Annotated in this window: 12 protein-coding genes; 4 read left to right on the top strand and 8 right to left on the bottom strand. The window is 55.6% G+C overall.

Annotated features, from left to right (window positions below):
* Positions 1-118 precede the first annotated feature (118 nt).
* Genes AAGR08_RS22660 through AAGR08_RS22645 form a run of 4 tightly spaced genes read left to right on the top strand, consistent with a single transcriptional unit; the run spans position 119 to position 6,679 of the window.
* Entirely contained in the window at positions 119-2,248 is a 2,130-nt protein-coding gene (locus AAGR08_RS22660) for a TonB-dependent siderophore receptor (RefSeq protein WP_345830336.1), read from the top strand.
* On the top strand, positions 2,242-3,111 hold the full coding sequence (locus tag AAGR08_RS22655; RefSeq protein WP_345830334.1) for an ABC transporter substrate-binding protein: 870 nt from the start codon (positions 2,242-2,244) through the stop codon (positions 3,109-3,111). Before AAGR08_RS22660 ends, AAGR08_RS22655 begins: the two co-directional genes overlap by 7 nt.
* Positions 3,108-5,087: a Fe(3+)-hydroxamate ABC transporter permease FhuB gene (gene fhuB, locus AAGR08_RS22650; RefSeq protein ID WP_345830332.1), complete on the top strand. Its 1,980-nt coding sequence runs from the start codon at positions 3,108-3,110 to the stop codon at positions 5,085-5,087. Before AAGR08_RS22655 ends, fhuB begins: the two co-directional genes overlap by 4 nt.
* Positions 5,088-5,095: 8 nt before the next feature.
* The gene (locus AAGR08_RS22645; protein ID WP_345830330.1) at positions 5,096-6,679 is read left to right on the top strand and encodes a cyclic peptide export ABC transporter; all 1,584 of its coding nucleotides are present in this window, start codon (positions 5,096-5,098) and stop codon (positions 6,677-6,679) included.
* Here the strand turns inward: AAGR08_RS22645 and AAGR08_RS22640 are convergent.
* The 8 genes from AAGR08_RS22640 to AAGR08_RS22605 form a co-directional block, all read right to left on the bottom strand.
* Complete coding sequence (locus AAGR08_RS22640) at positions 6,669-7,364, bottom strand: DJ-1/PfpI family protein (protein ID WP_345830328.1); 696 nt, start codon at positions 7,362-7,364, stop codon at positions 6,669-6,671. The two genes, AAGR08_RS22645 and AAGR08_RS22640, sit on opposite strands and share 11 nt — an antisense overlap.
* Positions 7,365-7,426: 62 nt before the next feature.
* Positions 7,427-8,953: a sodium:solute symporter family protein gene (locus AAGR08_RS22635; protein WP_097098202.1), complete on the bottom strand. Its 1,527-nt coding sequence runs from the start codon at positions 8,951-8,953 to the stop codon at positions 7,427-7,429.
* The gene (locus AAGR08_RS22630; RefSeq protein ID WP_097098203.1) at positions 8,950-9,219 is read right to left on the bottom strand and encodes a hypothetical protein; all 270 of its coding nucleotides are present in this window, start codon (positions 9,217-9,219) and stop codon (positions 8,950-8,952) included. The genes AAGR08_RS22635 and AAGR08_RS22630 overlap by 4 nt, the downstream gene beginning before the upstream one ends.
* Positions 9,220-9,366: 147 nt before the next feature.
* Positions 9,367-10,305 (bottom strand): phosphotransferase, encoded by a 939-nt coding sequence (locus tag AAGR08_RS22625; RefSeq protein ID WP_345830832.1) that lies wholly within the window; start codon positions 10,303-10,305, stop codon positions 9,367-9,369.
* A complete protein-coding gene (locus AAGR08_RS22620) occupies positions 10,305-11,237 on the bottom strand; it encodes a phosphotransferase (protein ID WP_345830326.1) in 933 nt (310 codons plus the stop codon). Before AAGR08_RS22620 ends, AAGR08_RS22625 begins: the two co-directional genes overlap by 1 nt.
* A complete protein-coding gene (locus AAGR08_RS22615) occupies positions 11,234-12,505 on the bottom strand; it encodes a Zn-dependent hydrolase (RefSeq protein ID WP_345830324.1) in 1,272 nt (423 codons plus the stop codon). Before AAGR08_RS22615 ends, AAGR08_RS22620 begins: the two co-directional genes overlap by 4 nt.
* Positions 12,444-13,241 carry a DeoR/GlpR family DNA-binding transcription regulator gene (locus AAGR08_RS22610; RefSeq protein WP_097098206.1) on the bottom strand — a complete coding sequence of 266 codons (798 nt, stop codon included), beginning with the start codon at positions 13,239-13,241 and terminating at the stop codon, positions 12,444-12,446. The genes AAGR08_RS22615 and AAGR08_RS22610 overlap by 62 nt, the downstream gene beginning before the upstream one ends.
* Positions 13,242-13,331: 90 nt before the next feature.
* On the bottom strand, positions 13,332-14,726 hold the full coding sequence (locus AAGR08_RS22605; protein ID WP_345830830.1) for an amidase family protein: 1,395 nt from the start codon (positions 14,724-14,726) through the stop codon (positions 13,332-13,334).
* Between the last annotated feature and the right edge of the window lie 214 nt (positions 14,727-14,940).

Here is a 14,940-nt window from a genome sequence, read left to right as displayed (position 1 = left end):
GTGCGCGATTCGTCGGTGATACCGCGTAAAGCCGCCAGCAGGACGCTATTAAATAAAATAGTAATGATTATCATTTGTATCACTAAATGAGGCCATTGGACTATATCGGGGAAAATAAATGCCGGGTCACTGCACCTTCAAACGCACGCCCTTAAGCGCACTCTTACTGATGATCATCAGCAGCGCATCGGGCTGGGCGGCGGAGAAAAACAATGCTGATAACAGCACACTTACCGTTACCGCCAGCAGCGTTGAGAGCGATAGCGCCGATGCTGACAGCTGGAATCAGGTGGCGAAAAAAGCCGATAGCGTCACTAAAAGCACGCGTCCATTGATTGAAACGCCGCAGAGTATTTCGGTGATAACGCAGGCGCAGATGGCCTCGCAGGCGGCGCTGAATGTCTCGCAGGCTTTGCGTTATAACAGCGGGATTGGCGCGGAGGGTGGCGGCGCAGATTATCGCTTTGATGACATCTCAATTCGCGGTTTTTCTGCCGATGAGTATCTGGATGGCCTGCGCTTACCCACCGTTACCTATTGGTCACGTCCGAATTACGATACTTATCTATTAGATCGCCTTGAAATAGTGAAAGGCCCAAGTTCGGTTACGTTCGGCCAGGCAAGTCCCGGCGGCGTGGTAAACCTAATCAGTAAGCGCCCAACCGCTGAGCCGATCCACCAGATTTTTGTCAGTACCGGCAGCCATAACCTGTTTGAAACCGGCCTCGATCTCTCCGGCGCGCTGGATAACGATGAACATTGGCTGGGACGCCTGACCGGAACCTGGTCACGCAATGACACGCAGGTCGATTACACCAAATACAAACATTATGACATCGCCCCTGCCCTCACCTGGCAGCCGAATGACGACACGCGTCTGACGCTGCTCGGGCAGTTCCGCAAAGATCCCTACACCGGATTTTATAATCAGCTACCGCTGGAAGGCAGCCTGATCAAACTGGCGCAGGGCAATTACTCCGATAAGTTTTACGGTGGCCAACCGGGCTTTGATTACTATCGCCGTGAACAAGCCAGTATCGGCTATGACTTTATGCATAAATTTGATGATATCTGGAGCGTGCACCAGAATCTGCGCTATCTGCACACCAGCAGCGATTATCAAATGGTCTATCCAAACGCCACCGTGAATGACGGTTCGGCCACGGTGAGCCGTGACAGCATGCGGGTGATTGAGTCGTTTAACGCCTTTGACGTGGATACCAATCTGCAGGGCAATCTGGATACGGGGCCAGTCAACCACGCGCTGACGCTTGGTGTTGATTACGTGCACGACGATCTGCGGCAAAACAGCGGCTATGGTACGGCGTCAGATATCAGCTATCTCAATCCTGATTACAGTACGCCGGTCGATCCGTTGTTGATCGATAACCATAATCGCTCGTTTATGACTCAGCTCGGCTTCTACCTGCAGGACAGCATGAAGTGGAACCAGTGGATCCTGAATCTAGGCGGGCGCTACGATCGGTCACAAACTCGCAGCCAGAACTGGGTTGCCGGTTCGCGTACTGAACTGAATGATTACGCCACCACTGGTCGAGCAGGCCTGATGTACCACTTTGATAACGGCATCGCGCCCTATATTAGCTACGGTACCTCCTTCCAGCCGCAGGCCGGCACCTCGTTTGACGGAAACGCTTTTACCCCCACCAAAGGCAAGCAGTCTGAAGTTGGCGTGAAGTATCAGCCGAATGGCCTTAACGCGCTGTTCAGCGCCGCTCTTTACGATCTGCGCCAAACTAACGTGCTGACCGCCGATCCTGAGCATGCTAACTATTCAGTACAAACCGGCGAAATCCGTTCGCAGGGATTTGAGCTGGATGCCAAAGCTAACCTTACTTCGCGCTGGCTGGTGAACGCCTCTTATGCGCTGACCAACCCGAAAGTGTTGTCTGCCAATGATGACACTGAAGGTAAGCAGCCCGTCGCCATTGCTCGCCAAAGCGCCACGTTGTGGACAGAATACGCCTTGCCTGGCGTGCTAGAGGGCATAACGATTGGCGGTGGCGGACGCTACGTCGGAACCAGCTATGCCACCACTGACAACAGCTTGAAAGTGCCGGCAGCACTGGTTTACGACGCGATGATGCGCTATCGCTGGCAGGATTGGCAACTGGGGCTCAACCTACAGAACCTTACCGATAAACAGTACATCAGCAACTGTAACGATCTCGGTTGCCACTTTGGTTTACGTCGCCAACTGATCGCCACGGTGAGCTATCAGTGGTAATCAGTCGTCGACAACTTTTACTGGGCGCGCTGACAGGCGCTGCCCTGTATTCATTTCCCACATGGGCGGATACCGCGCCGCGCTGGGTGATCCTCGATTGGGGATTGACCGAAATGGCGCTGCTGCTCAACGTCACTCCAGTGGGGGTGGCCGCGCCGGACTGGTATCGCCGCCTGTTCAGCCAACCTGCGCTGCCGCAGCAGGTTGCAGATGTGGGTTTGCTGTTTCAACCCAATTACGAAACGCTGTATGAGTTACAGCCGACGCAGCTGTTGGTGACGCCCGCGCATCGCCTGGCTGAAGCGCAACTTTCGCGTATCGCACCGCTGCACTACTTTCCCGTGAGTGGCCCACAGCCCTGGCAACGCGCGCAGCAAAATCTGCATACGCTAGCGCAGCTGGCCGGTGCGAATCAGCGCGCCGAGAGTGTAATGCGCAGTCTGCTAGCACGGATGGCTGTCGCACGGCAACGCGCCGCACGCTTTCAGGACAAACCGATCTATTTATTACATCCTCTTGATACGCTGCATGTGATGTTGCTCGGCACGGGAAGCTTATTTAATGACGTGCTGGTTTTACTCGATTTGCCGCACAGCACGCCATTTACGGTCGGTGCGCAGGGTTACGCCACGCTAGAGCTGGAACAGCTCACCTCCTTGCCGCCGGGTTGGCTCGTGCTGTTGCCGTCATGGCCGGAAATCGATCTCAATCCGATACTCCAATCACCGCTATGGCACATCTTAACGCGCCCCGGTGGGCACAGATTACTGACGCTGCCGGACGGTTTATCGACCGAAGGTGGCGTTCTGACCGCCGTGCGCTTCGCCGAGGCATTAGTAGCCGCATTAGAGGCGCACACATGAATCGTCACTGCGCCGGGTTAACATTGTTGCTGTTCGCGATGGCACTCATGTTGTGTCTTGAACAACTTGCCCATCAATTGTCGTGGTGCGCGATTTGGCAAGCGCTACGTGGCACCGCCATGCCGAGCCTGCAACAGCAGATGTTCACGCTGATGTGGTTACCGCGTCAAGGCATGGCACTGCTGTGCGGCCTGGCGCTCGGTTTTACCGGCGTTGTCATGCAGCAAGCCCTGCGTAACCCGCTGGCAGAGCCGATGACGCTTGGCATAGCGTCCGGGGCGACATTGGCACTGTCATTGGCGACACTGATTGGCCCAACTTGGCTGCTGGCCAGTCGTGAATGGATCGCTTTAAGCGGCGCCATTACCGCTTTTGCGGTGGTATTTTTGCTGAGCCTGCGCCAGGGTTTTACGCCGCTAGCGTTAACGCTGGCGGGGATGCTCGTCAATCTCTACTGCGGTGCCGTCAATCTGCTGTTATCCATCCTCTACGATCGTTCATTGTCTGCCGTATTTATCTGGGGCGGAGGCGCATTGACGCAGGAGAACAGCCATGCGCTGTGGTGGTTACTGCCGCGACTGGTAATGGCCGCCCTGCCGGTGTTATTCATTCTGCGCCCTCTGCGCCTGCTGGCGCTGGATGAGCGCGTCACCCGCTCAGTGGGTTTACCGGCAGGATGGGTGCGTGCTATTTCGCTGCTCTCAGCGTTAGCCATCAGCAGTCTTGTTATCAGCGTGGTCGGCGTGATTGGCTTTATCGGCCTTGCCGCACCTCATCTCGCTGCGTTAAGCGGTGCGAAAAATTTCTATCAGAAACTCATCTGGTCGCCGCTGCTGGCTGCTGGCTTATTGTGGTTAACCGATCAAGGCGTGAGTCGCCTGAATGGCATCAACGGTTTGCTGTTGCCGACCGGCATGATGACTGCGTTGGCTGGCGGACCGCTACTGCTGTGGTTTTTGCCGCGCCTGCGCCACATTTTCCAACCGGATGTCAATGAACCGTCGTCCGCTCCTTTTCCCACCCATCAGATAGCAATGCTGCCGGTGATCATGATGTTTCTGCTGATGTTGGCTATCGCGCTTGATTTTGCGCGAGGTCTGCACGGCTGGCACTGGAATTCACTGGCAGAAATGCACCAGATGCTGCCATTCCGCGTGCCGCGACTGCTCGCCGCGCTCGCGTCGGGTGTGCTGCTGGCCGCCGCCGGCGTGATTTTGCAGCGCGTTAGCCGTAACCCGATGGCCAGTCCGGAACTGCTCGGTATTGGGGCAGGCGCATCGCTGGGTATTACTGCACAGCTGCTGCTGTGGCCACTGGCGGGAATGGCGGTGATGATAGCCAGTAGCGCGCTAGGGGCTCTCTTCACACTTGGATTAACGCTGTGGCAGGCACGCCGCTATGCGCTCAATCCTCAGCGCATGCTGCTTAGCGGGTTGGCCATTACCGCGCTGTTTCAATCCGTCGCGGCGATCGTCATCAGTAATAACGGTATTGCCGCCGCCATGCTGCGCCAGCTGATGACCGGTTCCACCTATTATGTCAGCACGCCCATTGCGACTCTCGCTTTCGTGCTGGCCTTGCTGCTGCTGGCATTGACACCGTTGTTGCGGCGCGCCTTGCTGCTGTTGCCGCTCCATAACATTTCACCGTCGCTGGGACTCAATGTTGCCCATGCACGCCTGCTGTTGATGCTTCTGGCCGCCGCCATGACAGGCGTCGCTACGCTCATTGTCGGACCGTTATCCTTCATCGGTTTACTTGCGCCGCAGCTGGCACGCCAGCTTGGCGCGCGCAAACCGATGGCGCAACTGCTGCTGGCGGTGTTGATCGCCGCAATAGTGATAATGCTGGCCGATTGGGCGGGCAACAATCTGCTCTTCCCGCGACAAATTCCGGCCGGACTCATGGCCACGTTAATTGGCGGGCCATGGTTGGCACTGCTGCTGTGGCGACCACTCAATAGCGCCAACGCATAGGAGATGATGTGGCAATATATCGGCGGTTACTGCGCACCAGCGGCGCGCTATTTTTTATTGCGCTGGGTTGCAGCGTGATGGGTGGATTAAGTAATGCCGCGCTACTGGCGTTAATTAACCAGGGATTGAACGCCAGCGATGCACAACGTTTGCAGCTGGCATGGCAGTTTGCTCTGCTGGCGCTGTTGATGCTTGGCACGCGAACGCTGAGTCAGTCGCTATTTATGGCGATGGGCCAGCGCAGCAAGGCCGAATTGCGGCGCCAGCTGGTACAGCAGGTGGCCGACGCCGGCTATGCCAATCTGGAAAAGCACGGCATGCCGCGTGCGCTCAGTATTCTGACGCAGGATCTCGATCAGGTTGTGGTGTTTTTTATCTCGCTGCCCAGCTTTGTGATGTCACTGGCGGTGATTACCGGCTGCATAGCCTATCTCGGTTACTTATCGCTCACTGTGATGGTGATTGCGCTCATCACCATCATGATTGGCTCACTTGGTTACAGCAGCGTCCATCGGCGCGCGCTGCAGCTGATGCGTCAGTCGCGCCAGCGCGAGGAGGCGTTAACGGGCGAAGTCAGTGCGCTATTCAGTGGCGCGAAAGAGCTACGCTTGCACGCTCCGCGCAAACACGCCTTCATGCATAATAAATTGTTCCACACCATTGAACAGGTGCGTGTTGAACGCACGCGTGGCTACGTGCTCTATGCACTGGCGAATATCTGGGCCAGCGTATTTTTCTTTGCGTTTATCGGGGCAGTGATGTTTTTGCTTGCGCGTGTACTGGATCTGCAGGGCAGCGTGATGTCCGGTTTTGCCATGGTGTTTCTATACATGATCGTGCCGATTGAAAACGCGCTTTCCGCCCTGCCTGGCCTCACCCTGACGCAGGTGGCGCTTAAACGTATCGCCGCAATGCAGCAGCAACTGCCGCCGGAGCACACCGCCTTCGATAAGCCCCCACAATCATTTCAGCGGCTGGAACTGCGTGCGCTGACTTATCAGCATGACGTTTTCCAGCTCGGTCCGATCAGTCTGCAGTTTCAGCCCGGCGAACTGGTCTATCTCACCGGAGGCAATGGCAGCGGCAAAACAACGTTAGCACGCTTGATCACCGGTTTGTATCAGGCCGAAAGCGGTACCTTGTTGCTGGACGACGTCGCGATCGATGAGAAGAACCGCGCAGGGTATCGCCAGCTATTTTCAACGGTATTCAATGATTTTCACCTGTTCGACGATTTACAAGGCATAGATAGCGCGCACTTAGATAACGATGTGCAGAGATTGCTGCGATCGCTACAGCTGGAGAAGAAAGTGACGCTTGAAAATGGAACGTTCTCCACGTTAGCGCTCTCCACGGGACAGCGTAAACGACTGGCGCTGCTGGTGGCATGGCTGGAAGATCGCCCTTTCTATCTATTTGATGAATGGGCGGCCGATCAGGATCCGGCGTTCCGCGAGGTGTTTTACCATCAGCTGTTACCGGCGCTGAAAGCGCGAGGAAAAACCGTCTTGGTTATCACACATGACGACCGCTACTTCCATCTTGCCGACCGCTGCCTGAAGCTGGAATGGGGACAGTTAGTCAGCGCTTAAGACGCGCTGCGGCCTGCTCGGTTGCCACGCGACGGCGGGCAATAAATTCTGCTATCTGCGCTTTCGCCTCTGCCAGGCGCGCCGGTGAGGCACTGCGTGGAGAACCAGAATGGAATGGCGGTGCCGGATCGTATTCCATCTGCAGTTGGATATTTTCCGCAATCTCACGTCCAAACAGCTCTTCCGCTACCGTTAAGGCGAAATCGATGCCCGATGTAACGCCTGCGCCAGTGATACGGTTGCGGTCACGTACCACGCGCTCTGACACCGGCGTGGCACCCAGCAGGCTAAGCTGATCGAGCGAACCCCAATGCGAGGTCGCGCGATATCCCTGCAACAAGCCTGCAGCACCCAAAATCAGCGAACCGGTACACACCGACGTTACCCACTGTGCGTTCTCCGCCATGCGGCGCACGAACTCCAGCGTGTCGTCATCGTCCATCAGCGCAATCTGCCCGGGACCGCCGGGGATGCAGATCAGATCGAGTTTGGGGCAGTCAGCAAACGTGGCGGTGGGCACGATGGCCAGGCCACGATCGGACATCACCGGCTGCCGATCTTTCCAAATCAGATAATTAGTGACGTTCGGCATGCGGGCGAAGACTTCCCACGGACCGGTCAGATCGAGTTGCGTTACGTTGGGATACAGCAGCAAACCAATAGTCATAGACGAAGAAGCGGCCATGATAATCTCCATGAGCAATCAGAGCGTTATCATGGCCTTGCTTTTCAAAGGAACGCAATGGATTAATTCAGCAGGGGTTTGGCCTGCGGCTGTTTCACACCGTCTGCCAGTGCAAACAGTGCTGCCACCCGCTCTTTCTCTTTAGCATCAACCGGGATCAGCAGGCCGCAGATCACAAACACCGCGACGTTACCCGCCAGACCGACAATGCCGCTGGTCAGTGAACCCAGAGCCGGTATGTCATCCGGATAGAATACCGTCAGCACAATGGCGATAATGATGCCGCTCATCATGCCGAGCAGCGCGCCTTGCTTGTTGCCAAAACGACTAAAGATGCCGAAGAACAGCGGTACCGCCAGCTGAATAATGCCCTGATACGAGATCTGCGCCAGCAGCTGCAACCGCGAATAGTTAAAGGTGAAATAAGCCAGCAACGCGGCGGCGACAATAAACACCACCATGCCTGATTTCGCCAGCACCGTTAACTGACGATCGCTTCGCGGTTTATTCCAGGTGGCGAGGTCATTGGCGAACTGCGTGCCACATACCTGCACACACCCATCTACGTGACCAATGCTTGCCGCAAGCACAATCACCAGGGCGATTGCCAGCAGCCACGGGCCGCCTTGATCGAACAACGCGGTAAAGAAGCCGTTTTGTGGATTGGCCTGCACGTTTGCATCCTGGCTCACCGCGGTCGCAAACAGCATCAGGATGGCGTAGAAACCGCCCACCAGCAGAATAGTCAGCAGCGTACCTTTCTTCACTGCGCGAATACCGCTGGCGGTATAGATGCGCTGGAAGCTCATCGGCCAGCACATCGATCCGATAACGCCGGTGAAGATCAGGCTGAACATGTACCACGGACCGTAATGCGAGCCTTCCGCACCTGGAATTTGCAGCATTGCCGGTGGCAGCGAGGCGAGTTGACCAAAACCGTGATCGCCGCTAAATAGCAGGATGACACACACCAACGCGCCCAGCCCGTAAGCGATAATGCCCTGATACATATCGGTCATGATCAGCCCACGCATGCCCATGCTCACCGTCCAGTACTGCCGCACCAGAATCAACAATACGCCTGCGATTAGGCAAGTGGTGACGCCCCAGCGGCCAAAACTGGCGAATTCAACCAGTAGCGCGAGAGCCTGAATCCCCATGACCACCCACGGGAATACGCAGATAATGCCGATGATTGACGCCACGCGTTTCACTGCCGGACTGTTGAAGCGCATGCCCAGCAGATCGGGTTGCGTGGTCAGGTTAAAGTGTTGCCCCCATTTCCACGCGCGACGCGCCATCAAATACATCGCCGTTACGCCTAACGTGGAGTAAACCGCACCGTAAAAACCGATCACGCCACTGACCGACAGGGCGAAGAACGCGGTAAAGGTTGCGCCCGGCCACCATGAGTTGGTATAGCTCATGGCGATATACCACGGCCCGTACGAGCGCCCGCCGACGGCATAATCGGAAAATGACGTGCTTTTACGATTGGTGGCATAAAGCACCGCGATCATGATGGCCAGAAATAGGCCAATCATGCCGAAAGTAATGACGTAGTGGGGTTCTGCCGCACTGATTTTCATGATACTTCCTCATCGGCCGGAATTTCACCAAATGCGCATTCCGCGAGATACATTACCCATAAACCAATACCTAAAAATACGGCTATCGCCAGCCAGTAAATAATCGGTAGCGGAATCCCAAGAAACAGAGCGCTGCTGCCACTTACACTTAAATAGAGTGGTGGGCAAAGCGCTAACAGTAATAATGCAAGCAGATATATGGAAAAGACTTTATTTTTAATACTTATGCGGGCGCGCAGTTGTTGCCCGATGACCATCGAACTCATAGCGATCTCCTCAACGTTTATTGACGGTTTGCGCACTCCCTTACCTGCTGAAAACAGCATCTTCCTGGTGAACTTAAAACACTTCAAGCTAAAACAGATTGAATAGCAGGTGCCTATGAATGTACACCCAGTGTGGCGACCCGCGGTTTATACCGCTCGCAGCCAATTCTCCCAGTCGGGATGATGTAATACACTGCGAGCGCGTAAATTCTTCCAAGCACCATATTTTGAAAAATCAAAATCAATATCTGCCACATGATGCTGAATAATAGCCCAGGTAGACCACTTCATATCGGCAAGATATTTATGGATCTGCACGCGCGCAAATAAAGCGCTATCCACTTTGCCAAAATAATCTTCCAGTAATTCGTGTTCAATTTGCGGTGTGAAAAACATTTCGCCAAACCACAATGCTAATTCATAGCAACGATCGTTATTTGACGCATATTCGAAATCCACCAGCCGAATATCCTGCTGCGCATTGAGCATGAAATTGCCGGCAAGCGTATCGTTCATGCAGGGTACTAAATCCAAACCGGCGGCCTCTAACGCCTGTTGTGCTCGCTCGGCTTGTTTGTGCAGCCATATCGCCTCTGCTGTAAAGACCACCTTGAGCGCTTTGACTTGTTCAATGTGTTCGTTGAGCATGTCGAACACCGTTTTGTTCTGCTTGAGCAAAGGCTGATCGTTAAAGCTTTTCAGCCCATGCAGCGCGCGATGGCGAATGGCCGGCTGCTGAAAATCGAGATTAGACGAAGCGCGCCAGCCATCAATAAATTCGAAGACTTCAACACCTAACTCGCGTAGAAAGGCCACCACCGGCACGCCGTAACCGGTTTGTGCGGCTTTCAGGCTCGCTTCATGTGCGGTTTCGCGGTTAATAAAGCGTTCGGTGCCTTCGCCGGGAATTTTGACAAAGTAGGCGCACGGCGCACCGTCGACTGAGACATGCCAGTTTGCGTTGGAAATCCCGCCGCTGACCGGACGATAATGTACCGCTCTGCCCTGCCATTCTGGCATGGCTGCAATTGCCTGCTCTACGCGCTGTTCCTGCCAGTTTTGTGCTTCTCCGGGACGTTTGCTCATCATGCTGCCTCCGCCGTCAGGGTTAACCATCGTTCAAAACGAGGATCGCTGGCGCTTTGTCGACAGCGCAGCAGCATCCATTGCCCTAGCTTGGCAAACTCAAGACCACGAGAACTGATGCTGCCGTTCAACATGCCCCACAGCGTCCAGTGATAATCATCAACCAGCGCGTATAGGCGGCAGCGCGCGACATCCGCTTCGCTACAGGCGCCACGCCAGGCACGAATCGCATCGCGCCAGCGATCGTCAGTGGGCAACTGTTCGTGGATCAAAGTAGCAATATCGTGCCAGGCATCGCCCTGCGCAGCATAATCAAAATCCAGCATTTGCCAGTCGCCTTTGCTGTTGATCATCCAGTTGCTGGCAATATTGTCGCCGTGAATCAGCACGGGCTGATACGGCACAGCATTCAGTGCCTGCCAGGCCAAATCAACACACTCGCCGAGCCAAAGGAGTTCGTCCGGTAACACCACATTTTGCCGGGCAATGTGCTGACGCAGCTGCAACATATCCTGCTGACGCTGCTGGCTTGGCAGTGGTAAACCGGCGTGATGCAGTTTATCCAGGGTACGAGTGAGCGCGTTAAAGTGACGCGGATCGCGGAAGGTCTCCAGCTTCGCCCAGCGATAATCGGCAGCCAGCGCCGCAAAAATCAGCACACCTAAATCGGCGTCAACGTGACAGAGTGCTGGCGCAATGCCCAGTTCTCCCGCCTGGCGGCTAATTTCCGTGGTGCGCTGCAGGTCGATCAGCGATTTTTGATCATCAAACAGGACTTTGGCGTAATAACGTGTCTCCGACGCTGTAACATAAAATCCCGCCCACTCCGTTGCTAAGCGATGCGGCGAGGCCACACCTGCGGTACCCGGCGCTATCACCACGCGTTGTGAAGGCTGCCAGCGCGCCAGCGCCTGCTCTAAACGTCCCATCATTCTGCGGCCTCCGGCGCTAAGCTGAGTTCACTGAGCATCGCCATCAGCACATCTAATCCGCGATGCAGATCTTGCTCGGCGGTAAATTCCCGTTCGTTATGCGAAAGCCCATTCACGCTCGGGACAAACAGCAACGCGCTGGGGCAGTGATAGCTCAGGCTGATGGCATCATGCCCCGCGACACTGCGCATTGGCATGGCGCTGAATCCCAGTTTTTCCGCCTGCGCCAGCGCCAGCTGACTGAGGCTGTTATCCAACTGCTGACGCGGACGAAATTGTGCGCGGTCGAGGCTGACATCCGTCGCGGTTTGCTGGGCAATGGATTGCATCTGCTGACTGAAGCTGTCACGTAGTTGCTGCAGCAGTGCTTCGTCAGCAGAACGAAATTCGATAAACAGCGTTGCTTCACGGGTCACCACGTTAGGTGAATTGGGCGCCGTTTCCAGACGGCCAACCGAAGTATGTAGTACCTCGCCGTGGCGATCGGCTTCAGCGCGCACCGCTACAATGGTCAGTGCCGCAGCTAACAGCGCATCGCGTCGGCGCGACATCAATGCCGGACCGGTGTGATTTTGTTCGCCGCGAAAGGTCACCTGCCACTTCAGTGCTGCCCAGGTTTCCGTTACTACCCCAATCTGTTTTTGCTGTTGCTCAAGATGTGGACCTTGTTCAACATGCAACTCGAGGTAAGCCGCTAACGGCAGCGGGGGCAATGCGTTACCGTCATAGCCAATGCTGCGCAGTGCGGCTTGCAATGTCACACCTTCAGCATCTTCACAGGCCAGCGCGTGTTTAAGCGACAGTGCGCCAGTAAAGACAGAACTCCCGGTTAAGCTGGGTTGAAATCGCGCGCCCTCTTCGTTGGTCCAGTTTACTACCGCCAGATTACGCGCTGGTTTTTCGCTTAACTGACGCACCAGCGCCGCGATAGTGGCTGCTGCGCCGGTTACGCCGTATGCGCCATCGAATCGTCCGCCCTGCGGTTGACTGTCAAGATGTGAGCCGCACAGGATCCACGGCGCTCCTTCGACCAGCGTCATTAAGCCAAAAATATTGCCAATTTCGTCGACATGAACCGAAAATCCCTGCTGCTTCAGCCAGAGGCAAAAGGCATCGCGCATCTGTTTATCCGCAGCCGAAGCAGTAAGACGATGCAGACCACCCGCGTCAGTGGAACCAATGCTGCTGCTCAGCGCGAAAAGCGCGTCAAACGCCTGATAGTCTTGTGATGTCATCCGCGGCCGTGCCGGGATGGAGGATGTTGACATGTGCATTCTCCAGACTCGCTACAAAAGCTGCCGCAGGAGGCGCATTGGTCACTAAGGTGTCGACCGCGCTAAACGGCAGCGTATTCACAAAGGTTCGCAGTCCAAATTTGCCTTCATCCGCCAGAATCACACTCTGACGGCAGTGCGTGCTCAGCACGCGCCGTAACAACGCCTCAGGCTCTTCGTAGTCCATAAAGCCGTTTTCCCGATCCACTGCGCCAATGCCCATGAAAGCGATGTCGTAGTGAAACTGCCGGGCAAACTCCAGCGTATGGGGGCCAATCAGTGCGTTATCATTTCGCCGAACGCGCCCTGGTGTTAGCGTCACAGCGTTCTCGCTTTGTTGCGTTAGCAACGCGGCGATATCCATCGAATTAGTAATAATTTTCAGACGCGAAAAGCGCGTTAACTGCTGTGCCAGCGCCAGGGTTGAGGTGCCCGTATCAAGAAATAGCGCCATCCCCTCCTCCACCAGATCGCTGGCTAACTGTCCAATTCGCACTTTCGCCCGCGGTTTGATACGGCTGCGAATTTGCAGCGGCTGCTCCTCGCTGGAGACCGGCAAAATGGCCCCACCGTGCACTCGCCGTAATACGCCCTGCTCTTCAAGAAACTTCAAATCACGTCGAATAGTCTCTTCCGAGACCACAAACTTTTGCGCCAGCTCGGTCACGCGCACCCGTTTTTCGTGGCTTAAAATCCGTTTAATTTCATCGAGTCGCGGCTGATTGATCATGCTTACCCTTATGTTTTGCGGAGAAAAAACCAAGTATACCTGTAAGTTGATCTCCGCTTTGCCAACACGCGATTAATCCGCTCGCGACGGTTAGAGCGCAGGGCAATGCTGATCCCACGGCATCAACGCTTCCAGCGCCGCGCAGAACTGCAGGACATCCGCTTCGGCGTAACGCCGGCCAACAACCTGCAATCCCACCGGTAGACCTTCAGGGGTAAATCCGCAGGGTAGGGTGGCAGCGGGATTACCACTCAAATTGAACGGCCAGGTAAAGGGCGTCCAGCGCGCCCACTCCACGCCGCTCTCACCCGCAGGTTGCGTTTCCGGCACGTGGCGATCGGCAGCGAAAGGCAGAATCGGCAACGTAGGCGTAATCAGCAAATCCACCTCATCGAACAGCGCATGTACCTGATTGGCGAAGGCTGCGCGCTGTTTTTGTGCCGCAAGATAATCAGCCAGATCGAGATGCTGCGCGCGTTCTATTAATGCAGCAAAGCCGGGATCGAGTTTGTCTAGCTGCTGTTTTAAGGCTGCACCGTAAGCAACACCCCGGCCGCCACTCCACAACGTATCAAAGGTATCGAATGGCGTTGACCACGCCAGCGAACGGGCGGTCAGCGTGACCGGTAAGGCATGCGCAATATGTTCAACGGCCTGCTCAACACAGGCAGCAATACGATCGTCCACCGGCGTATTAAACAGCGTTGGGCTGTAGCGCACCCGCAGCGGGGCTAACGGCGCATCACAGCGCTCCAGCCAGGATTCGGTTTTAGCGGGCAGCGCCTGATGGTCGCGTGCATCCGGACCGGAGAGCAGATCAAACAGCAGTGCGCTATCGCGTACCGTACGCGTCATCGGCCCGGCATGGCTGAGCATTTCAGTGGCGGACCATGGCCAGGTGGGAATGCGCCCCAGCGACGCTTTAAGTGCAAAGATGCCGCAAAAGGCCCCGGGAATTCGGACCGATCCCCCGCCATCCGAACCGAGCGCCGCAGGCACCATGCGTGCCGCCACGCTGATTGCCGAACCCGAGCTGGAGCCGCCGCTGGTAAGCTGGGGATCCCAGGGATTACGACCGTGGCCAAAAACCCGTGAATAGCTCGACCCCGTCCAGCCAAATTCGGTGGTCGCGGTTTTGCCAATAAGGATGGCTCCCGCTTGCTTGAGACGCGCAATGATTGGCGCGTCACTGTCGGGAACATTATCAAGTGAGGTCAGCGAGCCTTTGGTCGTGCGCAGGCCAGCTGTTGAGAACAGATCTTTGATGCCAAAAGGGATGCCATGTAAAGGTCCACGCAGCACGCCCTGCTGACGCTCCAGGTCACATTGATGCGCGTCTTCAAGCGCTCGCTCAGCGTAAACATCGCCAAACGCATTCAATGTGGGATTGTGGGTTTTTATGTTTTCCAGGCAGCGCGCAACCAATGCCTCACTGCTCAGCTCACCCGCGTGCATTTGCTGCGATGCGCCAAGAACATCGGGCACACTCTGCGATAAATTACGTTCAACCGCCATTTTAACGCCCTGCCTTTCGCCTCAATAATGAGACGATAGTGGCAAGTGTTGATGTGCGAATCAAGCCCGCACAGTGTGACTAATGTGGGATATGTTGTTTTAATCTGGGCGCAGTAATAGGAAAAGCCGATGGCTAAAAACCGGTAAAAATGACAGCAAGGTGACGAAAAAATGAAGAGTCATT

The sequence above is a fragment of the Pantoea sp. BRR-3P genome, from assembly GCF_039621635.1.
Classification (GTDB): Bacteria; Pseudomonadota; Gammaproteobacteria; order Enterobacterales; family Enterobacteriaceae; genus Pantoea; species Pantoea floridensis.
Note: the sequence above shows the minus strand (reverse complement) of the source record. Positions and strands in the feature narration are given on the sequence as shown.

Excerpts from the sequence above, each read along its gene's own strand:
- AAGR08_RS22615 (WP_345830324.1), bottom strand. The coding sequence starts at position 12,505 with ATGTCAACATCCTCCATCCCGGCACGGCCGCGGATGACATCACAAGAC.
- AAGR08_RS22660 (WP_345830336.1), top strand. The coding sequence starts at position 119 with ATGCCGGGTCACTGCACCTTCAAACGCACGCCCTTAAGCGCACTCTTA.
- AAGR08_RS22635 (WP_097098202.1), bottom strand. The coding sequence starts at position 8,953 with ATGAAAATCAGTGCGGCAGAACCCCACTACGTCATTACTTTCGGCATG.
- fhuB (WP_345830332.1), top strand. The coding sequence starts at position 3,108 with ATGAATCGTCACTGCGCCGGGTTAACATTGTTGCTGTTCGCGATGGCA.
- AAGR08_RS22630 (WP_097098203.1), bottom strand. The coding sequence starts at position 9,219 with ATGAGTTCGATGGTCATCGGGCAACAACTGCGCGCCCGCATAAGTATT.
- AAGR08_RS22620 (WP_345830326.1), bottom strand. The coding sequence starts at position 11,237 with ATGATGGGACGTTTAGAGCAGGCGCTGGCGCGCTGGCAGCCTTCACAA.
- AAGR08_RS22610 (WP_097098206.1), bottom strand. The coding sequence starts at position 13,241 with ATGATCAATCAGCCGCGACTCGATGAAATTAAACGGATTTTAAGCCAC.
- AAGR08_RS22640 (WP_345830328.1), bottom strand. The coding sequence starts at position 7,364 with ATGGCCGCTTCTTCGTCTATGACTATTGGTTTGCTGCTGTATCCCAAC.
- AAGR08_RS22625 (WP_345830832.1), bottom strand. The coding sequence starts at position 10,305 with ATGAGCAAACGTCCCGGAGAAGCACAAAACTGGCAGGAACAGCGCGTA.